Here is a 24,083-nt window from a genome sequence, read left to right as displayed (position 1 = left end):
TCCGCCTAGCCAGCCTGCCGGGTCCACGACTGCAAGTCGTAAAGATGGCTGAAAAAGCCGCCGCGCGCGAGCAATTCCTCGAAAGTACCTTGCTCGGCGATCGTGCCGTCACGCAGGACGAGGATCAGATCCGCGTTCTGGATCGTCGATAGCCGATGGGCGATCACCAGGGTGGTGCGTTCGCGCATCGCGGCACGCACCGCCGCCATCACCAGGACTTCGGTTTCCGCGTCGAGCGCGCTCGTGGGTTCGTCCATGATCAGAATCGGCGCGTCCTTGAGCAGCGCCCGCGCGATCGTGACGCGCTGCCCCTCGCCCTCGGACAAGCTGTGGCCGCCCTGGCCGACGAGTTCGTCGAGGCCCGCGGTCAATTTCGCGATCAGCCCGTCGAGCCGCGCCGCGGTCGCCGCCTGCTCCAACTCGCGTGCGGTCGCGTCCGGCCGTCCGATCGCGAGATTGGCCCGAATCGTCGCCGCCAGCACCAGCGGCGGCTGGATCACCATCGCGATATTGCCGCGCAGCGACCGCAATGTGGCCTCGCGCGTATCGACGCCGTCGATCCGGATCGCGCCGCGGTCAGGTTCATAGAAGCGCATCAGCAGGGTCGCCATCGTGGTTTTGCCGGCGCCGCTGGGCCCGACGATTGCGACTGTCTGCCCGGCGCGCACCTTGAAACTGATCCCCTTCAAGACGGGCGCGCTGCGCTCGTAGCCGAAGACCACGTCATCGAACTCGACATCGCCGCGGACGCGGGGGAGCGTGCGGGCGCCCGGCCGGTCCTTGATCTCCGGTTCGAGCTCGACCAGCTCGAAGCATCGACGCAACCCGGCCTTCGCGCCCTGAATCATGCCGTAGGTTTGAAACATCTGGTTGACCGGCAGATAGAGCGACGCGAGGTAGGTCGTGAAGACGATCAAGTCGCCGACTGTCAGCTCGCCGCTGAGCACGTGCAGCGCGCCAATGTAGATGACCAGCGCGGTGCCGACCGCAATCAGCGCGTTAACGCCGCCGGCGTAAATAGTCTGAAAGACGTAAAGCTTGAGTGACTCGCCCAGGCTCTCGCGGCTCGATTGCACGAACTCGTTGAGCGACTCGTTTTCCCGCGTGAAGGCCTGCACGACGTGTATCGAGGAGAGCGCCTGATGAGCGACCGTATAGAGCTGGCTCTCCTTGATGCGTGCGCCGCTCGCGAGCCGATCGATCCGTTGGCTGACGCCGGCGATCAGGATGAACAAGATCGGCACAACGCCGAGGGCGGCGAGCGTGAGGATCGCGTCCATGCGGATCATCACGACGAACATTGCAACCAGCATCACGCTCGCGGACAGCACGGGAAAGATTCCGTTCATCGCGATCGTCTGCAGCGACATGCTGTCGTACGCGATCCGGACCATCAGATCGCCGACTTCGCGCCGGCGATGGAAAGAGAGCGAGAAGCGCTGCAAGCGGTCGAACATCTGCGTGCGCAGCTCGTTCACCATCCGCTGTCCGACTGCGATCGTAACGTAGTTGTTGAGCACGTTGAGGACGCCGAGCGTCAGGTAAAGCACGACCAGCACGAGGCAGGCGGCGATCAGCAGATGGGCGCCCGCGAGCGACGGCGTCCAGCGCGTCGCCGCCAGCGGCACGCCCTTCAGCACATTGTCGATTACGATCTTGAGCGGCCACGGCTTGGCCACTTCGATCAGACTGGTCGCGCCCACGCTCAGGATGACGACGAGCAGCGTGCGCAGATGCGGGCGCATCCGGCGGAACACTTCGCGGTAAAGCGCGAGTTCTTTCATCGAGGGCCGTTCCGTTCGGGGACGAAGCCTGCCGCATGAACTGCTCCCGCCTCACGCACCGCGAGCTCGATCAATGGCGGAAGGTGTCGCGCATCAAGAACGAAGAGCGTGGTGATCGCCATTGCGCCAAGAACTGCTGCGAGAATCGCGAGGTAAGGGCCGGCGCTGAAGTAGAAAACCGCGGCGACGACGATCACCAGGACGCCGAAACGCCAGGCGGCGACCGCCGGCTGTGCCCCGAGCTTCCATCCGACAACGATGCGGCCGTCGCGGGCATTGAGCAGGTTGAGTGCGGCGGTGGCGCCGTTGGCCGTGCGGACCTGCAGATCGTAGGGCTGATAGCCGTCCGTCAGCGCTACGGTCGCGCCGCGTCTGAGCAGAGCGGCGCGGAGCAGCCCGGTGAGCTGCTCGACGGCCAACTCGTCGCTGGGGTCGGCGAGGATATGGGCGAAGGCGACGCTGCCACTTCTCTTCCATCCGGGCCTGGAGGGCGCCGGATCCGCCGAAATATCCAGGGGCGCGCGAGCATAGCGAAAGTCTCGCGCGTAGCTACGCACCAACGGACCCAGAAGGCAGAGCATCGCGAGCCGGATGCGCACCGCGATCGCCATTCCGCGCGGCATAGGCGTGACGGCGGCCCACGCGATCGCACTCGCGAGCATCGCCGCGAGCCCGATCGCGCCAACGACCGCCAAAGCGTCGTGCGCCAGGAGCCCCTGGAGCAAGAGTATCGCGGAAATTATCAACCAGGAAAAATGGAGCGGCGCCTGCAACGCGAGCGGAAAATCAGCGCCGCGATAGAGGCTCTGGAAGAGGCCGCGGCCGAACGCGCCGTAGTAAACCCGCGCGCCAGCCCCGAACCATCGCGCGAACCGCCCGCCGGCGCCGTAAACTTGCGCGCTCCCGCGATTCGGATATTTCCGCGCGAGGACAGCCTCCGCCTGACCGTAACCAATCTGCTGACGCAGATAGGCGCTCATCGTCGGTCGCCGCCGATGGATCACGATCGCGGCGGGCGCGTACGCCAGTTGCAGTCCGCGCTCACGCAGCCGCCACGAGAAGTCAACGTCATCGCCGGCGGTCCTGAAAGTGTCGTCGAACGGCGCCGCGCCGCCCAGCCGAGTTTTGTCCAGCGCCATGCTGCAGCCGCAGACCTGATCGAGCGTGTCGTCGCCGGCGCGAACCTCGCGCGGCAGACCCGGCGCCGCCGCGATCGCGGCCTGCGTCGCCGTGACGGCAAGTGGTGGAAAATTCTGACCGCCCGCCGCGGCCAGGTCGCGGCGCAAAATGGTCTCGACGAGATGATACAACCAGTCGGAATCGGCTTCGGCGTCGGCGTCAATAAACGCCACGATGCGTCCATCCGCCGCGGCAATTCCGGCGTTGCGCGCCGCGCTCAGTCCGCGATGATCGAGTTTCAGCAGCCGCGCACCCGCGCTTTGTGCGATTTGCGCGGTCGCGTCGGTCGAGCCGTCGTCGACGACGATAACTTCGTAATCCGGATAATTCAGATGCTTCAGTGATTCGAGACAGGCAGCGAGGGTCGCCGCGGCGTTGTAGGCGCAGACCACTACGGAGGCCTTCGGGAGAGCGGCGAGTGGCGGCGGCAACGCGCCGGCGAAGACTTGCGCGATCGCGGCGAACGCCTGCTTCGGTTGGCGCTCCCGCGTCACCAGGCCAAAGGCCCAATCGGTGATTTCCGCACCGCCCGTGTGCCATTCATCGGTGAAGGCGAAAACGATGAAGCCCGACAGTCCCAGCTCGAAGGCCGCCCGCGCCTGCCAGCGCAGAAGTTCTGCCTGATGCCCCTCGCCCTCGCGCAGGGTGTCCATGCCGGTCTCGCTCAGGACCAGCGGGCGATCCTGCGTCGTCACGAGCAGATGAGTCAGGTAGCGACGGAAGTCCGTCTCGCGATGGAGATAAACGTTGAAGCACACGAGGTCGAGAAAGTTGAGTTCCAGATATTCCGCCGACGGATAATTCGAGTAGGTGAAGAGACCCTGCGGGTCGGCTTGCTTGCCGAGGTCGTAAAGTTCGCGCAGAAACCGATTGACCGCGCGCGGTCCGTGCCAACGCACGATGTCGGAGCGAATTTCGTTGCCAAGGCTGTAGGCGAAAATCACCTCTGCAAACTCTTTCATCGTGCGGACGCCGTCGCTGATCGTGCGCCGAATGTCGCGCGCCATCTCGGGCGAATCGAGAAACGCCATGTGGAACGGCCACGGCATCCCGACCATCATGCGCAACTCGTGTCGAGCGGCGAGCTCGAACATCCAGGGCGGCGGCGGCACATAGGTGCGCACGACGTTGACGCCCAGCCCGCGCATCAGCGCGAAGTCGGCGGCGGCGCGCTCCGGCTCCGGATAACGCTCGCCGCGTGAATTCGGAGTAAAGGGCCCGTAGGAGACGCCGCGCGCGAAGAATTTCTGCTCGCCATCGTATAGATATTTGGAGCGCACTATCAGCCGATTCATCTCGATGAGATAAGCCTAAAGGTTCACGGCAAGCAACGCAGGTTATTCAGAGTTATAAGGCACCAGCCGGGTTTGCTCGGCGTCAGCCGTCTCCTAGTATTTACGTCACGATGGCTATTGAGAAGTTTCCGGATGATCCCGTGAGCGGATACCTCCGCGTTAATGGCGCAAACTTGCAGTACCTCGACTGGGGTGGCGACGGTCCGCCGATCCTGATCCTTCATGCGACCGGATTCCTGGGACGCCTCTATCGGCCGATTGCGCAGGCGCTCCGCCCGCTCGGCCGGGTCTACAGTTACGATCAGCTCGGGCATGGCGGCAGTGATGCGCCGGCGCTCGAAGAGATTTCATGGTATCGCACAGCGGACGACCTCGAGGCTTTTCTCGAGCAGATGAGGCTGCGCGGGGTGCGAGCGTTCGGCCACTCGGCGGGCGCGACCGCGATCGCCGCCATCGCCGATCGCCGGCCGGACCTGATCGCGCGCGCGATACTGGTCGAGCCGGTGATTGTCGACAAGAGCGACCCGCGTGAGCGTCCGAGCGAGCTTTACGAGCGCACGCTCAAGCGCAAGCCCGCGTTCGACAGTCTCGCCGCGATGTATGCAAACTTCGCGAGCAAACCCGGCTACTCAGCGTGGCGCGCGGACATCCTCCACGACTACTGCGAGTACGGAACCCGGTCGGATGCGGGCGGCAGGCGCCTCCTCAGATGCACGCCGGAGGTCGAAGCCCGGCTCTATCAGACCGCGCGCGACTTCGACGGACTCCAGCACATCCTCGCGGACAAGATACCGGCGTTACTCGTTTTTGGCGAGAAGAGCGACAGCCCCGGGATCGGATTTGCCGAGCGCATCGCTCAGAGCGCATCGCATAGGCGAATCGTAGTGATTCCGGGCGGAGGCCATCTGCTGCCGATGGAGCAGCCTGAGGAGATCGCACGCCTGGCAGTTGAGTTCTTCAGCGCGGCCTAACGCTGATCAAACGCGGCCCCATACCTTGGCGAACGGATTCGCGCCAGCGTCGTCAAGAATGCCGCGGGCTTCGTCAGTATATACGCCAGGTTTTTGCCAAACGATCAGCGGCGGTGCAACTTTGCCCTCGACCCCAGCGCCCTTGCGCGCTTCAACCATAATCAAGGTCGCCGGACTCTCCGCATACGGCTGGACGAACCTGAGTCGCTTGGGCTCGAGCGATTTGGCTCTCAGCTCGACGAGCAGATCGGCGCAGCGACTCGCCGGAAAGATCATCGCGACGCGGCCGTTGCCGGTTGCGTAGCGCGATGCGGCCGCGATGAAATCGCGAATGCTCGCGCCGCCGGCGCCGCGAGCTACATGGCGGCTTGCATTCGGGCTTTCGCGTCCTCTCCGGAGCGCATGATAGGGCGGGTTGGCAACGACGTAATCAAATGAGCCTGGCGCCGCCCCGGCGATCTTGCGCGCGCGCAAATCAGCCGCAATCGCAGTTGCGTGCGCGAGTTGGTTAAATGCGAAGTTACGCCGGGCAAGCTCGGCGAGGTCGGTCTGGATTTCGATCGCGACGACCTCGCGCGGCCGCCGGGTGATGGCCACGATCGTGGCAATGACGCCGCATCCGGCGCCGAGATCGAGCAGCCGGTCGCGTTGGCGCGGATGTGCGAAGCTCGCGAGCAGGATCGCGTCAAGCGAGAAACGATAGCCCGCGCGCGGCTGGACCAGCCAGACGGCGCCGTTTAGGATCGAATCGAACGTTTCCGTGCGCGAATCAAATTCCATTGGATGCGGCCGAAAAAGGCGCCAAATACGCCAAAATCTTTCGTAAGGCCGGGGCGCTCCTCGGCCGCAGCAGAATAGCGCGCGCGATTGTCGCACTAGAAGAAGGACGCGCCCTGGCAGAACAACTGGGCGACCACGCCATGGCGCGGCGCTTCGCGGCCGAAATCAAACGGGCGAACCTGCTCGCCAATCCTGCTGATAGTAACTCTTAGTAGCGTTCCGGCTTTCGCGACTATCAGATCGGGTGCTCCCCTTGACGCCGGACGATCCGTACTTACCTTTCATGCAGAAGCTGCGACGAATCGGGCGTCCGGGTCGCAAGCTTGAATTCAAAAATGATCGGCATAGCCGACGGAGGATTCAGATGGAACTTAGACACGAAAACGTATTGCCGGCGAACGGCTGGCTCTTTAACCGGATGAACGGCGGAGTTAACGGATGGTTGGCGGAATTGAACGGGACCCCGCGGCGCATCAGCCCGGCGACCGATGTCGTCGAAGAGAAGGATGCCTATCACTTCTACTTCGAGATTCCCGGTCTCAAGAATGACTCATTCGATGTGCGCGTGGAGAATGGCAACCTGATCATCGCGGCTGAGCGGAAGCGTCCCGAATGGGCGAGCGACGCGCGGGTCCATGTCGCGGAGCGCGGCTACGGTCGAATCCATCGCGCCTTCGAGCTGCCCGAAGATGCGAGTGCCGACAAGGTGAGCGCATCTTATAAGGACGGCGTACTCGAACTCACTGTCGAGAAGCGGCCGGAGACCAAGCCGGTCAAAATCCAGGTCAACTAACCAGGCTGCAATCGTTTGACTACAAAGGGGCGCGTCTTGACGACGCGCCCCTTTTTGTTGCACATAGCGTCGGCTATCGACTTGCAGTCTTTTCTGCGACCACCACAGTCATTTTCATCCCACCATGGCCGGGTCCGCAGTAGTGATCACAAATTGCCTTGAAGTTCCCGACGACATCGGGAGTGACGGTAACGCTCGTGGTCCTGCCGGGTTCGATCGTCGAATCGATTTTGAGCGCGCGGATCATAAAGCCATGCGTCCGATCGGTGCTGGTTAGTTCGAGGGTCACCGGCTCGCCTTTCACCAACGTAATGTGATCGGGAGTGAACTGATATTTGCTCGCGCTGATCTTCACGATCTGCGGAGTCTCATCGGCGCGAACGGATACAGTCGCCGCGCACGAGATCAAGCCCAGCGTTAAGCCTATAACTGCGAATTTTCTAGTCAGCATCATTGGAGGAACTCCCACCGATTGAATTGTTGCCCTTGATCATTTGTTGCATTCCCGAAAGGCCCGAAAACTCATTCTTGGCCATTACTACGTCCGTGATCGCAAGTGGCGCGGACGGCTCGGCGGTCCCCTGGGACCCGACTAACCGGATTCCCAGGTCCTTGAAGGGATCGTCCTTGTCGAACGGAAGCTGTTTCTTATCGTCGCTAGTCGCCGGATCGTTGAAGGCGAAAATCAGAGATCGCGCCGCGTAGTGCCCCACTTTGCCACTCTGATGAACGTCGTGGCGGTGAATGTGACCGTAAAGCACCGTGACGTTCTCGTAAGGCGCGAGCGCGTTCATCACGTCGTCGCCATCGGCAGTGAACCATTCCCATTCGGGCTTGAGGTCGAACAGCGGGCGATGAGTGAAGACGACGATCGGCGCGGTCTTCGGAAAGCGTGCGACGTCAGTCTTGAGCCAGGCGAGCTGTTCCGCGCCAACCTCAGGATGGCCGCGCGAAACGTTGTCGAGCGCGACGAAATGGACGCCCTTGTGGTCGAAGGAGTAATGGCTTTCGCCGAAATGCTCGCGATACAGCGTGCCGCCGTCGAGCGCCGCGTCGTTCTCGCCCGGGACCGTGTGAATGGCGTTGGTCTTAATGCGTCCGGCGATCGACTTGAACAATTCCATCCGGCGGGCGTGGGTATCGCGATCGTCGACGTCATGGGTCAAATCGCCGGTGAACAACACGAAGTCGGGACGCTGGGGACCCCGGTTGATCAGCGACACGGCGTTTTCGAAGGCCTTGGTGCCGAGCGGATCCGGTGGCCCCTCGAAACCGACGTGCGGATCGCTGAATTGCGCGAAGCTGAAGCTCGCCGGAGCTTCGCCGTTGGCGTGCTTGTAGAATTCGCTGATCGGGTCGGCTCTCGCGCCGCTCGCCAAAAAAGGCGCGAATTCGTAAAGTACACCGATTCCGACCGTGGTTCCGGCGATTCGCAGAAATGCGCGCCGGTCGATCTTTTCGTTCATCTAGTTACCCTCCGTTGCTATGAGCAGCCGGTCCGTTCGCGTGGAGCGCCCTTTTCCTGGGGCTCAGCAGCGCGTAAAGTCAGACCGCTTTCATCGGGTAATACCGTCGCGAGCGCGATAAATTCCCACCCGCGGGTCACTTTTGAAAGCGGGAATAAAAACCCGGCAGAGCAGGTCTCATCGATGCGGCGGTGTCAGATGAGACCCGGAAAGCGCATCCATTGGCTCGACAGGAACAACGCTTTGAAGAGGCCGTGTTGCCTCATCTGGACGCCGCTTACAATCTGGCGCGCTGGATTATGCGCAACGACGCTGACGCTGACGATGTAGTGCAGGACGCCTGCCTCCGCGCGCTCAGGTTTATCGGCGGCCTGCGCGGAAACGACGGCAAGGTCTGGCTGCTCAAGATCGTCCGCAACACCTGCTATTCGCGCTTCGCTCACGATCGTCGGCGCGAGCGTGAAACCGAATTCGACGAGGATCTGCATTCGCCGCCGGTCGAAACCCTCGACCCCGAGCGACTTCTGCTCAACAGCCGCGACGGCGAGATCATCAATCGGGCGCTCGACGAACTCCCCGATGAGTTCCGCGAGGTCGTGGTGATGCGTGAGCTGGAAGGGCTGAGCTACAAGGAAATTGCCGAGGTGGCCGGCGTTCCGCTCGGCACCGTGATGTCGCGACTGGCGCGCGCGCGGAAACGGCTGCAGCGGACGCTGAGCATGGCGCCGCGCGAGGAGTCGTGACGATGACCTGTGCGGAGGCCCGCGTGCTGATCCATCCGTATATCGATGGTGAGCTCGATTTGTCGCGCAGCCTCGAGATCGAGGAGCACCTGGGCGGCTGCGCGGCCTGCGCCGCGGAGGCGGCGGCCGTGCGGGCGCTCAGCGCGGGAATCAGCGAAGGGGCGTATCGATACGAGGCTCCAGCGCGCCTCGAGAATCGGATCCGCGCGATGGCGCAGGCTCGTGGCGGCACCGCTCATCGGCAGCGCTTCTCCTTACCGCGCGTCGAGTGGGGCTTGCTCACGGCGGCTGCGGCCGTCGCTCTTATAGTCATCCTGTTTAAGGGCGGCTTTTTTGCCGGCGGCTCCGGGCCTGAGGAAATCGCGCGTGAGGTCGTAGCCGACCATGTCCGCTCACTGATGGTTGATCATCTGACTGACGTGATTTCCACGGATCAGCATACGGTCAAGCCGTGGTTCGAGGGCAAACTCGATTTTTCTCCGGTCGTCGAGGACCTCACTCCGCAGGGCTTCAAGCTTGTCGGAGGGCGGCTCGATTATCTTGGCAATAGGCCGGTGGCGGCGATCGTCTATAAGCGCCGGGCGCATGTGATCAACGTCTTCGTATGGCCGCAACCAAGTGGCGGCGAGACGCCGGTAACGCTCGAAACGCACGACGGCTATAACCTCGCGCATTGGACCGCAGGCGGAATGACCTATTGGGCGGCTTCGAGTCTGAATAAAGAGGAGCTGGAGGAATTCGTCGCCGACTTGCGCCGGCCAATCGTGCCCGCTTCGCCTGCTAACGCTGCGCCGATGGGCTGAGCGCCTGCCTAGCGGCTGCGCGTCTTGATGGCGCGTTGCATCTCACGCTCCGTCGATTTGCGCGCGATCGCTTCACGCTTATCGTACAGCTTCTTGCCCTTGGCCAGCCCGATCTCGACTTTCGCGCGGCCTTTCTTGAAGTAGAGTTTCAACGGGACGAGCGAATAGCCGCGTTCGCGCACGCGTCCCCATAGCCTCTCGATCTCGCGCCGATGCAGTAACAGTTTCCGCGGCCGGGTCTCCTGATGGCTGAATTGGCCTGCCGGCGCGTAGGCGCCGATATGCACGCCGTGCAGAAACATCTCCCCGTTTTTGACCCGCGCATAACTGTCGCGCAAATTGGCCCGATGACCGCGCAGCGATTTAACCTCGGTGCCGGTCAGCGCCATCCCGGCCTCGAGCGCTTCCTCGATAAAGAAGTCGTGCCGCGCCTTGCGGTTATCGACGATGAGATCGTAGCCGTCGGCGGACGGCCGTTGGGCTTTTTCGCGCGCCATTTATGGATCGAGTCTATCGGCGGGACGTGCGGTCAGACAATCGGCTCGCCGGTTACGCAGAATCAACCTTGCAGAAACTCCCCTGCAACCAAATGTTCGCCGACTGTCCGCGCGACGTTCACCGTTGCGCAACCTTCCTCGGCTACCTATGGCGGGGTCCCAATTACAGGAGGAGGACAGCGATGGAGCATAGGAAAACCAGGAGTTGGCTATGGATAGCGCTTGCGTCAGCAAGCGCCTCGATGGCCGTATTCGCCGCCGGCGCTGCGCATGCCGGTTCGGCGGACAAACCCGCGAATCCCGAAGCGGTCACCACCACCACGCCAATCAAGCACGTCGTGCTGATTATCGGGGAGAACCGCACGTTTGATCATGTTTTCGGCACCTTCGTGCCGAAGGCCGGCCAGACGGTCTCGAATCTGCTCTCCAAAGGTATCGTGAACGCGGACGGTTCACCCGGCCCCAATTTCAGCCTCGCGCAGCAATGGCAGGCGAGCGACACCACCACGTATTCGATCAACCCGGCCAAGACCTCGGTGTACAGCGTCCTGCCCGACGTCAATACCGACGGCACGCCGACCGCTCCATTGTTCAGCACGGTCGCTGCGGCGGAAGCCGTCGAACCCGCGCTCCAATTAGCCGATTACGTGGAATTGACCACGGGCGGCAGCGGCCTCCCAAGCCACTCGATCGATACCCGTTTCGGCGCGTCGCCGCAGGACCTGCCGAACGGACCATTCGATATAACGCACTTCATTACGTATGACGATTACGCGGGCAGCCCGGTCCATCGCTTCTTCCAGATGTGGCAGCAGCTCGACTGCGATATCACCAAAGCGACGGCGGCTAACCCCAGTGGCTGCCAGGAAGATTTGTTCCCTTGGGTCGAGGATACGATCGGCGCCGGCAGCAACGGCAATCCGCAGCCGGTGCCGTTTACCGACGAGACCACCAACGAAGGCTCGATCGCGATGGGCTTCTACAACGTCGCGGCTGGCGATGAGAGCTATTTCGATACCCTGGCTCATCAGTACGCACTGAGCGACAACTATCATCAGGCGATTGAGGGCGGCACCGGCGCCAATCACCTCGCGATCGGCTACGGCCAGGGGGTCTTTTACGCAGACAGCAACGGCAATCCCGCCACCCCGCCGGCCAACCAGATCGAGAACCCTGATCCGCAGGCTGGCACCAATAACTATTACACGCAGGACGGCTACGGCGGCGGCTCGTATATCAATTGCGCCGACTCGACGCAGCCGGGGGTTTCCTCAGTCACCAGCTACTTGAACTCGCTGCCGTACAAAACCTGGCGGGACTGCGCGAAGGGCGCCTATTACCTGGTCAACAATTACAATCCTGGTTATCTCGGCAACGGAACTCCGGCTCCGCTCGGCCCGACCGATTACACGATTCCGCCGACCCAGCAGAAAAACATCGGTACGCTGCTGACGGCGCATGGAATCTCCTGGAAGTACTACGGCGAGGGCTGGGCGAAGGGCGCCGAGACCGGCGAGGCGAGCAGCTTTTGCAACATCTGCGATCCCTTCCTCTACTCGACGCAGATCATGACCAATCCCAGGCTGCGGGCGAACAACCAGGACATCCAGAATCTGTATGAAGACATCCGCAAGGGCAAATTGCCTTCGGTCTCGATCGTCAAGCCCGACGGCTACCTCGACGGCCATCCGGCGTCCTCGAAGTTTGAGCTATTCGAGGGCTTCACGAAAAAGATCATCGACAACGTTAAGGCCAACCCGGCGCTGTGGGGCGACACCGCGATACTGATCACGGTCGACGAGGGCGGCGGCTACTACGATTCCGGTTACGTCCAGCCGATCGATGCGTTTGGCGATGGCACGCGCATCCCGATGCTTGCGGTCTCCCCGTTCTCTAAGGGCGTCGGCATGGCGCATTCGTACGCCGACCACGTCTCCTTCGCCAAGTTTGTCGAGGCGAACTGGGCGGTTCCGACGATCTCTCCTTCGAGCCGCGACAACTTGCCGAATCCAACGCAGGCGGCCGGCTCGTACGCGCCGACCAATGCACCCGCGATTGGCGATTTGATGGACATGTTCAGGTTCCCATCCTGAGACAGGAAGGTCACGCCATCGCGGCGTGACCTTAAAGACAAGAGCGGCGGAGCTGCGCTCCGCCGCTCTTGTTGCGACCGTATCCTAGACGCGCGCCGCGTTTAATCGGCTCTCACCAAAGTTCTTTCGACGCCAGTCTCGCGCCCTCCGCCATTGCCGCGAACTTGGCCCAGGTGATTTTCGGATCGACTGTATGAAAGCCGGCGAACGTGGCGAAGCCGCAGTCGGTCCCGGCGATAACGTTCTCGCGCCCGACCAGCCGCGCGACGTTGCAGATGCGTTGGGCGACCAGCTCCGGATGCTCGATAAAGTTGCTGACCGAATCGATCACGCCCGGAATCAAAACCTTGCCCGCCGGCAGCTTGACATCCTTGAAGACCGCCCATTCGTGCTCGTGACGCGGGTTCGACGCTTCGTAGGAGATTCCAGCAGCGTGGGCCTTCAAAACGATATCCAGAATATCCCGCAGCGGGACGTCGCGATGATGCGGGCCTTCATAGTTGCCCCAGCATAAATGGAGCCGGACGCGATCTTCGGGGATGCCGCTCAGGGCGTGATTCAAGGTCTCGACATGCAGTTCGATATTCTTGCGGAACTCCGCCAGCGAGGCGTCGGGAAACTGGATATGGCGGCCCATCGCGAGGTCCGGGCAATCGACTTGCAAAACGAATCCCGCCTGATGAATCGCCGCGTATTCGACCTTCATCGCGTCGGCCAGCGCGGTCAGATAGGCCTCGTGCGTTTTGTAGTGGCGATTGGGCAGGAAGATCGAGATCACTCCGGGCGAGGCGGCACTCATAAAGGCTTCGGCGGGCTTGGCCTGCGCCACCGCCGCCTTCAAATTGGCGATCTCGGTCTCGAGTCCGGCGCGATCGCGATAGGCCACGGGGCCGTCACAGGCGGACCGTTTGAGGCGGCTGACCGTCGTGCCGGCAAAAAAACGCTCGCCGTATTCCGGGTAATCGACCAGATCGCCGATCGAGAAAAAATCCTCCACCACACCACCAAAGCCGCTCAAGCGATCCTTCGGGTAGGTCGCATACGACGGTTTGTCGACTTCACCATCGTTGACGATATCGACACCGTTCGCGGTCTGCTGGTGCACGATCTCGCCGACGGCGGACTTCACCGCCGCGTCGAAGGCGGCCTTGTCGCGCAGCGTGCCTGAATCCTTTTGCTCGATCAGGGGCATCAGGGCGTCGGGCCGCGGCAGGCTGCCGGTATGAGTCGTGAGAATGCGTTCGCTGCTGCGTTTCATGACAAGGGCTCCTTCCCTTGGATGCGTCAATTCGGGCTATCCCCACAACTCCTGTGAGGCAAGGCGCGCGCCTTCAGTCAGCGACCTCATTTTGGCCCACGCCACTTCGCCGTCAACCGCCGACGCTCCTGCGATCGTACCGAAACCGCAATCGGTGCCGGCAATCACATTCTCGCGGCCGACCATGCGCGCGACATTGCCGATCCGCTGCGCCACCACCTCGGGATGCTCAACGAAGTTGGTCACCGAATCGATCACACCGGGGATCAGAATTTTGCCGTCGGGCAGCTTAACGTTTTTGAAGACGGTCCATTCGTGCTCGTGGCGCGGATTGGACGCCTCGTACGAGATCGCCTGCGCCCGAGTCTTGAAAACAATGTCGATGATATCGCGCAGCGGCACGTCGTGATTATGCGGTCCCTGGTAGTTGCCCCAGCACAGATGGACCCGCACACGATCCGGCGGCAGGTTGGCGAGCGCGTGGTTGAGCGCGTCGACATGGAGCTCGATCGTCTTGCGAAATTCGGCCAGGCTCAAATCCTTATAGTGGACGTGGCGGCTCATCGCGAAGTCGGGGCAATCGACCTGGAGCACGAAGCCCGCGGCGCAGATGGCCTCGTATTCGACCCGGATCGCCTCGGCGATCGCCCGCAGGTAAGCTTCGTGCGAGGGATAGTATTTGTTGCTGAGGAAGAAACTGACGACGCCGGGTGAGGCCGCGCTCATGAAACTTTCGGCTGGACCTTGGCCGCGCGTCGCAGACTCCGCCGCCCCCCGGGCGCTGCCGATAGCGGCTTTGAGATTCTCGAGATCAGCTCGCAAGGCTTCTTGGTCGCGATAGGCGATCGGTCCGGTGCAGGCGGGCCGTTTCATGTGCACGCCCGCGGCACCCATCCCGCCCGCGCTGGCGCGCGCGAAATCCGGGAACTCCAAAAAGTCGGCGCCGCGAATCGGTGCGCTTCGTTCGCTCCCATCGAAACCGCTCATCCGGTCCTTGACGTAGGTGGCGTAAGACGGCTTGCTCATCTCGCCGTCGTTGACGATGTCGAGCCCGGCCTCGAGCTGGCGGCGCACGGTCGCCATGACTGCACTTCTGACCTTCGCGGCGAGCGCCTCGGCGTCCTTCAATTCGTCATTATCTTTCTGGCGCAGCAGCGGCAGCAGATCGGCGGGCCGCGGCAGGCTTCCGGTATGGGTCGTCAGGATGCGTTCAGTGCTGCGCTTCATCGGCGGCCTCCTTTTTCGGGACCGCCCGACCTTAGCGCACTCCCGCTCGCAGCGCCAAAGGCCGTGCGAAGGTTCTAGCGAAAGTGCGGCATGACCTTGGTCGCCATCAGTTCGAGGTGCTCGTCCATATTGCGCACCGGAAAGCCGGGAGGGATGGTCCAGCTGTAGAAGCGCTCGATTGGTACTGTCGCGGCGTAATCGCTGATCGTTTTGATCGCGGCTTCGGGCGTCAGCACCTGCAGCATGCCGCTGGCCTTGAGCGCTTCGAGATTGGGCATCGGCGGGAAGAGTTCCTGTCCGGCTTTCTTGAGCCAGTCCGCATAGACATTGATCTGGAATTGCACGTGCGGCGCGATCGCGGCCCACGCTTTCTCGGGATCGTTGGCGACGACCAGCCAGAAGAGGCCGCCGGCGACTCGCCCTTGCTCGGGATTCTTGCCCGCCACGCGCAGCTCCTCGACGTACATCCGATAGATCTCGCGCATGTCGCCGGTGCCGATATAGCCGTCGCCGAGGCGCGCGGCGCGGCGCGCCGAGGCCTTGGCGAAACCGCCCACCCAGATCGGCGGACGCGGCTTCTGCAGCGGCAACGGCGAGATTCGCGCGTTCGTGACGTTGAAGTGCTTGCTCTTGAAGGTGACGCTTTCGCCCTCCCACAGCCGCCGAATGATCTCGAGACCCTCGTTGGCGCGGGCGCCGCGCGCCGAATGCGCAATCCCGAGGCCGTCGAATTCCTCGCGCCGGTAACCGACGCCGACGCCCAACTCGAAGCGCCCGCCCGACAAGAGATCGATCGTCGCGCCATCCTCGGCTACGCGCACTGGATCATAGAGCGGCAGCAGCAGCACCGAAGTGCCGATCCGAATCTTCTTCGTGCGCATCGCGAGCGCGGCGGCGAGGATAAGCGGTGAGGGGGCGTGACCGTCATCGACGAAATGATGCTCGGTCAGCCAGACGTCGTCGTACCCGATCGTTTCGGCCCACGCGACCTGATCGATTATCGCATCGTAGATCTCCTTGTCACTGCGCCGCCATTGCACCGGATTGCGGAAGTCATACCAGAGCCCGAAGCTGAGTTTGCGCTTGCCGTTATCCATGGTCTTCTCCTCATATCGCGATAAAGGCGCGACTACTTCGCCGCGGACGTTTCGCGCGCGAGCGGCGAACGTTTGATTCGGTTGTACAGCAGGAGTGCCGCGCCGACCAAGACGGCGAAACCGATTACACCGTCGAAGCGATGGAAGTAAGGTCCAAGCGCCTTCCAGTGCGCGCCAAGTTCCATCCCGGCGTAGGCCAGCGCGAGGCACCAGAGATACGAACCCGCGAGCGTGTAGAGCGTGAAGGGCAAAAGGCGCATCCGCGCGACGCCCGCCGGGAACGCGATAAAAGTCCGCACCACCGGCAGTAGACGGCTCCAGAAAACCGTCGCCCCGCCCCAGCGCGCGAAGAACCGGTCGGCGATTTCGAGTTCGTGCGGAGCAATCAGCAGGTAGCGTCCGTAACGCTCGAGGAACCAGCGGCCGCCGCTCGCGCCGAGGTAATACGCCGCGTATGACCCGAGCAGGCATCCACTCGCCCCCGCCAGCGCGACCAATTGCAGATTGAAGCGCCCGCTTGCAACCAGGTAACCGGCAAACGGCATCGTTACCTCCGACGGCAGCGGGATGCACGCGCTCTCGATCGCCATCAGGATGAGCACGCCGCCGTAGCCGAGGCTCGCGATCAGCCCGACGATCCAGGCCGACATTGCGGTTATGAGCTTGTCAATCATCCAGAGTAACCTGCATTTGGGTAATCTGCCTGACCTTGCGTTCGCAGTAGAATGTCAGCACGCTGCATCCGATGCGAGTTGCGCGAAATCTGCGGCATTCGTTTGCATCGTGCGGAGAAAAATTATATAACTGCATATATGTTGATGAAATCTGGATGTATGTTGAACGTTTAAACTGCCGGCGCGCCGCCTGACAATAAGCGCCGCAACCGGGGAGGACCCATCGATGGCCAAGGACACACTGACGATTACCGACAATCGCACCGGCAAGAGCTACGAGGTTCCGGTCGAGGCCGGCGGCGTGATCCGCGCCGCGGCCCTGCGCGATATCAAAACCGGGCCTGACGACTTCGGCCTGATGTCCTATGATCCGGCCTTCACCAACACCGCCTCCTGCCGCAGTCGCGTCACTTTTATCGACGGCGACAAGGGCATCCTGCGCTATCGGGGTTTTCCGATCGAGGATCTCGCCGAGCACAGCAATTACCTTGAAGTCGCCTATCTGATCGTCAAGGGCGAGCTGCCTGACGCCAAGCACTACGCGGCGTGGGAGCAGAACATCAAGACCCATACGATGGTCCATGAGAACATCAAGAAGTTCATGGAGGGCTTCCGCTACGACGCCCATCCGATGGGGATGCTGGTGGGCACGATCGGCGCGCTTTCGACCTTCTATCCCGAGGCCGCGCAGGTTAACGATCTGGAATCGCGCCGCCTGCAGACGCGCCGCCTGATCGGCAAGCTGCCGACGCTCGCGGCCTTCGCCTATCGCCACACGCGGGGCCTGCCCTACGTCTATCCCGACAACGAACTGAGCTACACCGGCAATTTCCTCGCGATGCTCTTTCGCATGACCGAAACCAACTACAAGCCCAACCCGACACTCGAAAAGGCGCTCGACATCCTGTTTATTCTGCACGCCGATCACGAGCAGAATTGCTCGACTAACGCGATGCGCGCGGTCGGCAGTTCGCAGGTGGACCCCTACTCGGCCGTCGCCGCGGCCACCGCAGCGCTCTATGGTCCGCTGCATGGCGGCGCCAATGAAGCCGTCATCCGGATGCTGATCGATATCGGTTCGCCCAAGAACGTGCCCGACTTCATCAGGGGCGTGAAAAAGGGTGAACGCCGCCTGATGGGCTTCGGTCATCGGGTGTACAAGAGCTATGATCCGCGGGCCAAGATCGTCAAGCGTATCGCCTACGAAGTGTTCGACGTGATGGGCCGCAACCCGCTCATCGATATCTCGCTCGAGCTCGAACGGATCGCGCTGGAAGACGACTATTTCGTTTCGCGCCGGCTCTATCCCAACGTCGATTTCTACACCGGCGTGACCTACCAGGCGATGGGTCTTCCGATGACCATGTTCCCGGTGCTGTTCGCGATTCCCCGCACCTCAGGTTGGATGGCGCAGTGGGCCGAGATGATTCGCGATTCCGAACAGAAGATCGCGCGCCCGCGCCAGATCTATGTCGGTGAGGTTTTGCGGAAATGGACGCCCCTGTCGCAGCGCGAGGCGCCGGACCAGCGCGAGGACAAAGTCAGCGATCAGATCTGAGTTTTCGTCACGCTTGACGCTGGAAATTGACAGCGCCCGCGGTCGTGGCGATGGTGCCGGGGCCTGCGCAGGCGGTACGCAAGTACAGGTCGTCTTAACTATTCGCCGACGTTCAACGGTTGGCCGGACGATTTGCCGCGATTGCTACGGAAGCACTCGGCAGAGTTGGCGCGACTCGTCGAGCGGTAGATGAAGCGGCGCGACCGCGGGAGCTTCGGCAATAGATTGCGGAGCGCTTTTTGACCCGGGATCTATCAACGGGCGACTTATTGTGCTGTCCCGCAAATAACTTGGACGACCGCGGTCTTTCTGTGTCATCCTGAGCGAGCGCTGCGCGAGTCGAAGGACCCGGGATCATCAATGACTGCATCGCCGCAAAGCCCGCACCTCCATCTGGTCCTCGGAGCGTTTTCAGGAAGCTATTTGCGGGACACGGCACTAGAGTTCGAAGTTCGCTTCCTCGAGCAGCCGCGCGGTGTGGAACAGAAAGCGGTTGCCGAGCACGCCGTCGATCACGCGATGGTCGTATGATAGCGCCAGATACATCATGGTGCGGATCGCGATGGCGTCGGCGCCGTCGAGCTCGATCACGACCGGCCGTTTCTTGACTTCGCCCATCCGTAGAATTCCGACTTGCGGCTGATTGATAATCGCGAAGCCGTAGAGATTGCCTTCGCGTCCGGGGTTCGACAAAGTGAAGCTGCCGCCGCCAAGGTCGTCGGCCGTGATACTCTTCGCGGCGACTTTTTGCCGCAACCGTTCCATCTCGCGCGCCAGCCCAACCACCGTGAACGTATCGGCCTGCTTGATGACCGGGACAAGCAGGCCGTCCGGCGCGTCCATCGCGATGCCGAGATTGATGTCGCGGCGAATGACGGCGGAATCGCCGACGACGGCCGCGTTCATGCGGGGAAATTCCTTGAGCGCCTGTATCGTCGCCATCGCGGCGAACGGCAGCAGCGTCAGTGAAAAGCCTTCGCGACTCTGAAAATCCTTCTTGTGCTTTTCGCGCAGCGCGGACAGCCGCGTCAGATCAACCTCCGCGACCGTACCGACGTGCGGCGAATGGGTCTTGGAATAGACCATGTGCTCGGCGATGAGCTTGCGGCGGCGGGTAAACGGCTCGACCATATCGCCCTCGCGCGGTTGATAGACCGGCGGGCGGAAGGTGGGCCCGTGAGCCGGCGTCGCGACGGGAGCCGCCGCGCTCGGTGCAGGCGCGCCGGTTGGCGTCGGCTCATTCGAGACGGGATGGGCTGCTACGCCGTTAGTTTGCGACACCGGCGCGCGGCCGCTGCGCAGGGCTTCGAGGTAACGCTCGACATCGCGCTTGCTGACCCGTCCGCCGATTCCAGTCCCGGGGACGAGGCTCAGATCGATCGCCTGCTCCTCGGCCATCTTGAGCACGACCGGTGAATAGCGGCGCGGCGCCGAGGCGACGACGGGCGCGCCTTCCATTGCTTGCGGAGCGCCCAAACTTGCTTGGTGCGGAGCGTTAAGAGTTCGTGCGGGCGCGGAGGCCTCGGCGCTCGCGAGCGCTGCCGCGGGCACAGCCTGAAGTCGCCGCGGCGCGGGCGGCGCCACGGCCGCCACAGGCCGCGACACCGGCCGCGTCGGCGGTGAAGATTGGGGCGAAGTTGGAGGCGAGGGTCTGGCCGCCGTCCCCGTCCCCGCCCCGGCTGCGTCGATTAGGGCGAGCGGCGCGCCGATCGGCAAGACTTGTCCCTCGATGGCGATCAATTGCGTGATGACTCCGGCACCCGGCGAGGGAATCTCGGTATCGACCTTGTCGGTCGAAATTTCGCACAGCGGCTGATCCTCCTTGACCTGATCGCCGACCTTGACCAGCCACTTCGTGACCGTGCCTTCAACGACGCTCTCGCCCATCTGGGGCATTGTGACTTCGAGACTCATAGGGTTCCGATTCTAGTAAGCGGCGAGGCTGCGGATGGCTTCGACGATTTTGTTGGAGTTGGGCAGGACGAATTCTTCGAGCGGCGGACTGAACGGCGTATGGGTATCTGCGGCCGCGATCCGGCGCACGGGCCCGTCGAGCGACTCGAAGGCGTGTTCCCCGATGATTGCCGCGATCTCGCCGCCGAAGCCGCCGGTCAGCCGATCTTCGTGGACGACGAGGACTTTGCCGGTCTTGCGCGCAGTGGCCAGGATCGCGTCGCGGTCGAGCGGCAGTAGCGTGCGCAGATCCAGCACCTCGACCGAGAGACCGTCCTCTTTCTCGACGATGCGCGCTGCGTCGAGCGACTGATGGACCGTGCCGCCATACGTGATGATCGAGAGGTCGCGCCCGGGCTGGCGGATTTCGGCGACCCCCAGCGGGACGACAAAATCGCCCTCAGGCACATCCGCCTTGATGCTGCGATAGAGCCGCTTGTGCTCGAAATAGACCACGGGATTGTTGTCGCGAATCGCCGCCTTGAGCAGACCCTTCGCGTCATAGGGGGTGGCCGGCGCGACCACCTTGAGACCCGGTACGCGGGTAAACCAGGCTTCCGGGTTCTGCGAGTGGAACAGCGCGCCGTGCACGCCCGCGCCCGAGGGCGCGCGAATCACCAGCGGGCAGGCCGCTTGGCCGCCATGCCGATAGCGCAGGGTGGCGGCTGAGTTCACGATTTGGTCGAAGGCGCACGAAATGAAATCCCCAAACTGCATCTCGACCACCGGGCGCATCCCGAGCATCGCCGCGCCGATGCCGGCGCCAACGATCAGCGCCTCCGAGATCGGCGTGTCGATCACGCGGTCCTCGCCGAAAGCAGCCAGCAGCCCCTCGGTGACCTTGAAAGCGCCGCCGAGTTCGGCGACATCTTCGCCCATCATGAAAACATTCTCATCACGGCGCATCTCTTCGTGGAGCGCCTGATTGATCGCAGTCAGATAATTTACTTCCATCGAGAGAGCCTAAGCCTTGCCGTTGGTGTTGAGGGTGGGCGCGGTCGGCGGCGCGTAGAGGTCCTCAAGCGCTTCGCTGGGCTCGGGCAGCGGATCGTTCTCGGCGAAGTCCACCGCCTGCTGGACGATGTGCTGAGTCTTCTCGTCGATCTCCTGGCGGATGTGCTTGACGTCGTGCCCGCGCTTTTCCAGGTAAAATTCATAACCGGGAATCGGGTCGCGGCTCTGCCATTCGACCAACTCCTCCTTGTCGCGGTAGAGCGCCGGATCGTGCTCGCTATGGCCGCGATACCGATAGGTCTTGCATTCGATCAATGAGGGGCCGCCGCCGCTGCGCACCTTGCTGATGATCCGTTCGCTGAGCTGAACCACGGCCAGCAGATCGTTGCCGGAAACGACGTGACCTTTGAAGCCGTAGGCTTCCGCGCGCGAAGCGACGTCTTCGATCGCCATCTGCTTTTCGAGCGGGGTCGAATAGGCAAAGCGGTTGTTCTCGCAAACGAAGAGCACCGGCAACTTGCGCACGCCGGCAAAATTCATCGCTTCGTGGACGTCGCCGCGCGACGCCGCGCCCTCGCCGAAGAAGGCTACCGCGATATGGTTCTCTTTTTTGATCTGGAATTTCAGGGCCGCGCCCACGGCGATCGGCAGTGACGAACCAAGCATCGAGGTCGAGCCGAAAATCCCGTGTTCGAGGTCGCCGCCATGCAGGAAGGAATCCTTGCCGCGCGCCAGCCCCGATTCCTTACCCATCAATTGCGCCATCAAACGGCCCGGGTCGACGCCGCGCATCAGGAAGACGCCCATGTCGCGATGGAGTGGGGCGACGAGGTCGCCATCCTGCAGCGGCGCGCAAATTCCGGTGACGATCGCTTCCTGGCCCGCGCCGGAATAGACGCCGCCGAGAATCTTGTTCTGGCGGTGCAGGCGCGAGACGCGCTCCTCGAACGCGCGAATGAGCTTCATCTGAAAATAGAGATGGAGCTCGAACTCGATACGCGCGCCCGCGTCCGGCGCTTGGGGGGCCGCAGCCGCAGCGCTATCTGAATCAGCCATACTAAACTCCGGGCGGACGGCGGTTGTCCGCGAGCGATTATCCTACCAAGTTCGTCTGCCTTTGCCAGTCTCCGGCGAGCGAGTGACGCCGGCCGGCAGATAGGTGCGCAACAGCCGCAACCATGTATTGAGCCGGCGCGGATTGAGCCGGCGGGCGGCGCTGAAGGCTACGCGCGCGGCGCGCCGGTCACCATCGTGCAACGCGCGCAGGCCGTCTGTGCGCAAGCGGCGTTCCTCGGCGGCGCCAAGCGCGAGGCCCGCGTGGAAGGGCGCCAAGTGGAAGCGTCCGCGCGCCGGGGGTTGTGCGGGTTTGCGGTAGGCCTGCATCTGTGCGCGATAAAGCCGCCGGCGCCGGCGTCCGCGGCGCATCGGTGGATAGGCGGCGACGGCCGTGTAGCCATAATTAGTTTCGAGGTAGCGGCAGGCCAGAAACACCGAGTCCGACCAACTGTCGTCGAAGGCCATCACGCCGCCCGGTTTCAGCAGCCGGTTGGCGTACACCAGGTCGAGAAAAACGCCGTCGAACTGATGATTGCCGTCGATGAAGACGAAATCGAACAGACGTTGCGCTTCGACCATTTTCGGCAGCGCAATCTCGGACAGCGCCTCGTGAAATTCGATCATTGATTCGAGCCCGAGCCGCCGGATCGAGGCCAGCGCCGCGCGATGAAAATGTGCGGTCTGGAAAGGATCGATTACGACGTGCGCGCCCGCAGGCGCCTCGTTGGCGACGAGCGCGCGTAGGAGGAAGAGGGTTGAGAGGCCCCAAGCCATGCCGACTTCCAGAACGGAGCGGGCGCCCTCGCGCTGGCAGAGATCGCCCAGGAAGTCGCCGCGATCGGCCGTAACGCTCGCGTCGAAACTGTGGGCGACGCCGGCTTCGTCCGCCACCACGCCGGCGTCGTAGAGCGCGGTGATGAATTCCGCGATTGCCTCGGCCCGCGCGGTCACGCCCTTTGGTTCTCGCCGGCCGTTCGCACCGTGCGGCCGCTGAGCCGGCGCGCGACGCCGTCGGGTAGCCACGTGCGCATCCAGCGCAAGTAATTCTTGAGACGCCAGGGATCAATCAGCAGCGCGCGGTGAAAGGCCTCGCGCGCGCCTCGCCGATTACCGTCGCGGAGCTCGCGCAGCCCGATATAGCCGAGCAGACTGCGCGACGCGCGCATCCGTGAACGCAACAGCGGCTCGACCGAGCGCCCCCAGCGCTCCTGCACCAAGCGCGCGAACTGCGCCCGCGCCACCGGGCTGAAGCTCGAGTTTTTGAGCGGCCGGGGATAGGACGAAAAGCGCCACTTCACTAATCGCTCGGGGAGGTAACAGAACTCGCCGAGCTCGCGCGCGCGCATCCAGCACCACGCGTCCTCGTAGCCATAGGAGCGGAACTCCTCCGCGAAGCCGCCGATCGCTTCGAGCACCCGCCGCCGTATCACGACCGCACTCGGCATAATCGGCCACAGCCGCGTGAGCATCTCATCGAGCGTGGGCGCGTGCGCGGTCTCGGCTCCGACCAGGGCGGTCTCGAGCGCGCGGCCGTCGCTGTCGATGACCGCGAGGTCGGTGTAAGCGAGGACAGCTCGCGGCGCTGCGTCGAGCGCGGCCACGGTTCGCTCGAGCATCGCGGGCAGCCAGACGTCATCGCAATCCAGCAACGCCACGTACTCGCCGACAGCTGCGCGCAGTCCGCTGTTGCGGGCCGCGGAAATTCCACCATTGGCGCGACTGATCAATTTGATCGAAGCGGCGTAGCTCGCGAGGACTTGCGCAGTCGCGTCGGTCGAGCCGTCGTCGACGACGATCAGCTCGAAATCGGGGTAGCTTTGCGCGAGCACGCTCGCCAGCGCCTCGCCGACCGTCGCGGCGCCGTTGAATACCGGCACGATCACGGATACGCGCGGCATTGTC

Annotated in this window: 22 protein-coding genes; 7 read left to right on the top strand and 15 right to left on the bottom strand. The window is 62.9% G+C overall.

Annotated elements, in window-relative coordinates:
* Positions 1–5 precede the first annotated feature (5 nt).
* On the bottom strand, positions 6–1,784 hold the full coding sequence (locus tag VKS22_09785; GenBank protein ID HLW70900.1) for an ABC transporter ATP-binding protein: 1,779 nt from the start codon (positions 1,782–1,784) through the stop codon (positions 6–8).
* Positions 1,781–4,258, bottom strand: a complete 2,478-nt coding sequence (locus VKS22_09780) for a glycosyltransferase (protein HLW70899.1) — start codon at positions 4,256–4,258, stop codon at positions 1,781–1,783. The genes VKS22_09785 and VKS22_09780 overlap by 4 nt, the downstream gene beginning before the upstream one ends.
* Positions 4,259–4,368: 110 nt before the next feature.
* Between VKS22_09780 and VKS22_09775 the strand changes: the two genes are divergently transcribed.
* Complete coding sequence (locus tag VKS22_09775) at positions 4,369–5,229, top strand: alpha/beta hydrolase (GenBank protein HLW70898.1); 861 nt, start codon at positions 4,369–4,371, stop codon at positions 5,227–5,229.
* Between the two features lie 6 nt (positions 5,230–5,235).
* Here the strand turns inward: VKS22_09775 and VKS22_09770 are convergent, their stop codons facing one another.
* On the bottom strand, positions 5,236–6,009 hold the full coding sequence (locus VKS22_09770) for a methyltransferase (GenBank protein HLW70897.1): 774 nt from the start codon (positions 6,007–6,009) through the stop codon (positions 5,236–5,238).
* Here VKS22_09770 and VKS22_09765 point away from each other — a divergent pair.
* Both VKS22_09765 and VKS22_09760 read left to right on the top strand, forming a co-directional pair.
* Complete coding sequence (locus VKS22_09765) at positions 6,009–6,221, top strand: hypothetical protein (GenBank protein HLW70896.1); 213 nt, start codon at positions 6,009–6,011, stop codon at positions 6,219–6,221. The genes VKS22_09770 and VKS22_09765 overlap by 1 nt on opposite strands.
* A gap of 152 nt (positions 6,222–6,373) precedes the next feature.
* Positions 6,374–6,802: an Hsp20/alpha crystallin family protein gene (locus VKS22_09760; protein ID HLW70895.1), complete on the top strand. Its 429-nt coding sequence runs from the start codon at positions 6,374–6,376 to the stop codon at positions 6,800–6,802.
* Between the two features lie 73 nt (positions 6,803–6,875).
* Here the strand turns inward: VKS22_09760 and VKS22_09755 are convergent, their stop codons facing one another.
* Entirely contained in the window at positions 6,876–7,256 is a 381-nt protein-coding gene (locus VKS22_09755) for a cupredoxin domain-containing protein (GenBank protein HLW70894.1), read from the bottom strand.
* Positions 7,243–8,268: a metallophosphoesterase gene (locus VKS22_09750; GenBank protein ID HLW70893.1), complete on the bottom strand. Its 1,026-nt coding sequence runs from the start codon at positions 8,266–8,268 to the stop codon at positions 7,243–7,245. The genes VKS22_09755 and VKS22_09750 overlap by 14 nt, the downstream gene beginning before the upstream one ends.
* A gap of 221 nt (positions 8,269–8,489) precedes the next feature.
* On the opposite strand from VKS22_09750, the gene VKS22_09745 reads away from it, so the two are divergent.
* Both VKS22_09745 and VKS22_09740 read left to right on the top strand, forming a co-directional pair.
* Positions 8,490–9,011 (top strand): sigma-70 family RNA polymerase sigma factor, encoded by a 522-nt coding sequence (locus tag VKS22_09745; GenBank protein ID HLW70892.1) that lies wholly within the window; start codon positions 8,490–8,492, stop codon positions 9,009–9,011.
* A gap of 2 nt (positions 9,012–9,013) precedes the next feature.
* Entirely contained in the window at positions 9,014–9,814 is an 801-nt protein-coding gene (locus VKS22_09740) for an anti-sigma factor (GenBank protein ID HLW70891.1), read from the top strand.
* Between the two features lie 8 nt (positions 9,815–9,822).
* Here the strand turns inward: VKS22_09740 and smpB are convergent, their stop codons facing one another.
* Positions 9,823–10,311 carry an SsrA-binding protein SmpB gene (smpB, locus tag VKS22_09735; GenBank protein HLW70890.1) on the bottom strand — a complete coding sequence of 163 codons (489 nt, stop codon included), beginning with the start codon at positions 10,309–10,311 and terminating at the stop codon, positions 9,823–9,825.
* A gap of 242 nt (positions 10,312–10,553) precedes the next feature.
* Between smpB and VKS22_09730 the strand changes: the two genes are divergently transcribed.
* Positions 10,554–12,404, top strand: a complete 1,851-nt coding sequence (locus tag VKS22_09730; GenBank protein ID HLW70889.1) for an alkaline phosphatase family protein — start codon at positions 10,554–10,556, stop codon at positions 12,402–12,404.
* Between the two features lie 112 nt (positions 12,405–12,516).
* On the opposite strand, the gene VKS22_09725 is transcribed toward VKS22_09730, so the two are convergent.
* The 4 genes from VKS22_09725 to VKS22_09710 form a co-directional block, all read right to left on the bottom strand.
* Positions 12,517–13,662 (bottom strand): cobalamin-independent methionine synthase II family protein, encoded by a 1,146-nt coding sequence (locus VKS22_09725; GenBank protein ID HLW70888.1) that lies wholly within the window; start codon positions 13,660–13,662, stop codon positions 12,517–12,519.
* 36 nt (positions 13,663–13,698) lie between these two features.
* On the bottom strand, positions 13,699–14,889 hold the full coding sequence (locus VKS22_09720; GenBank protein HLW70887.1) for a cobalamin-independent methionine synthase II family protein: 1,191 nt from the start codon (positions 14,887–14,889) through the stop codon (positions 13,699–13,701).
* Between the two features lie 74 nt (positions 14,890–14,963).
* Entirely contained in the window at positions 14,964–15,986 is a 1,023-nt protein-coding gene (locus tag VKS22_09715) for an LLM class flavin-dependent oxidoreductase (protein ID HLW70886.1), read from the bottom strand.
* A gap of 32 nt (positions 15,987–16,018) precedes the next feature.
* Positions 16,019–16,660, bottom strand: a complete 642-nt coding sequence (locus VKS22_09710) for a DedA family protein (GenBank protein ID HLW70885.1) — start codon at positions 16,658–16,660, stop codon at positions 16,019–16,021.
* A 226-nt stretch (positions 16,661–16,886) separates the two neighbouring features.
* On the opposite strand from VKS22_09710, the gene VKS22_09705 reads away from it, so the two are divergent.
* Entirely contained in the window at positions 16,887–18,218 is a 1,332-nt protein-coding gene (locus VKS22_09705; protein ID HLW70884.1) for a citrate synthase, read from the top strand.
* Positions 18,219–18,656: 438 nt separating this feature from the next.
* Here VKS22_09705 and VKS22_09700 read toward each other — a convergent pair whose 3' ends face one another.
* The 5 genes from VKS22_09700 to VKS22_09680 are packed head-to-tail and all read right to left on the bottom strand — an operon-like array spanning position 18,657 to position 24,079.
* Positions 18,657–20,132, bottom strand: a complete 1,476-nt coding sequence (locus VKS22_09700) for a dihydrolipoamide acetyltransferase family protein (protein HLW70883.1) — start codon at positions 20,130–20,132, stop codon at positions 18,657–18,659.
* Between the two features lie 12 nt (positions 20,133–20,144).
* The gene (locus VKS22_09695; GenBank protein HLW70882.1) at positions 20,145–21,125 is read right to left on the bottom strand and encodes an alpha-ketoacid dehydrogenase subunit beta; all 981 of its coding nucleotides are present in this window, start codon (positions 21,123–21,125) and stop codon (positions 20,145–20,147) included.
* A gap of 9 nt (positions 21,126–21,134) precedes the next feature.
* Positions 21,135–22,181: a thiamine pyrophosphate-dependent dehydrogenase E1 component subunit alpha gene (locus VKS22_09690; protein ID HLW70881.1), complete on the bottom strand. Its 1,047-nt coding sequence runs from the start codon at positions 22,179–22,181 to the stop codon at positions 21,135–21,137.
* A 42-nt stretch (positions 22,182–22,223) separates the two neighbouring features.
* Positions 22,224–23,132 carry a class I SAM-dependent methyltransferase gene (locus VKS22_09685; protein HLW70880.1) on the bottom strand — a complete coding sequence of 303 codons (909 nt, stop codon included), beginning with the start codon at positions 23,130–23,132 and terminating at the stop codon, positions 22,224–22,226.
* Positions 23,129–24,079, bottom strand: a complete 951-nt coding sequence (locus tag VKS22_09680; protein HLW70879.1) for a glycosyltransferase — start codon at positions 24,077–24,079, stop codon at positions 23,129–23,131. The genes VKS22_09685 and VKS22_09680 overlap by 4 nt, the downstream gene beginning before the upstream one ends.
* Positions 24,080–24,083 lie beyond the last annotated feature (4 nt).

The sequence above is a fragment of the Candidatus Binataceae bacterium genome, from assembly GCA_035308025.1.
Lineage (GTDB): Bacteria > Desulfobacterota > Binatia > Binatales > Binataceae > JAJPHI01.
The sequence above is the reverse complement of the archived record's forward strand: the minus strand, read 5'-3'. Positions and strand labels throughout refer to the sequence as shown.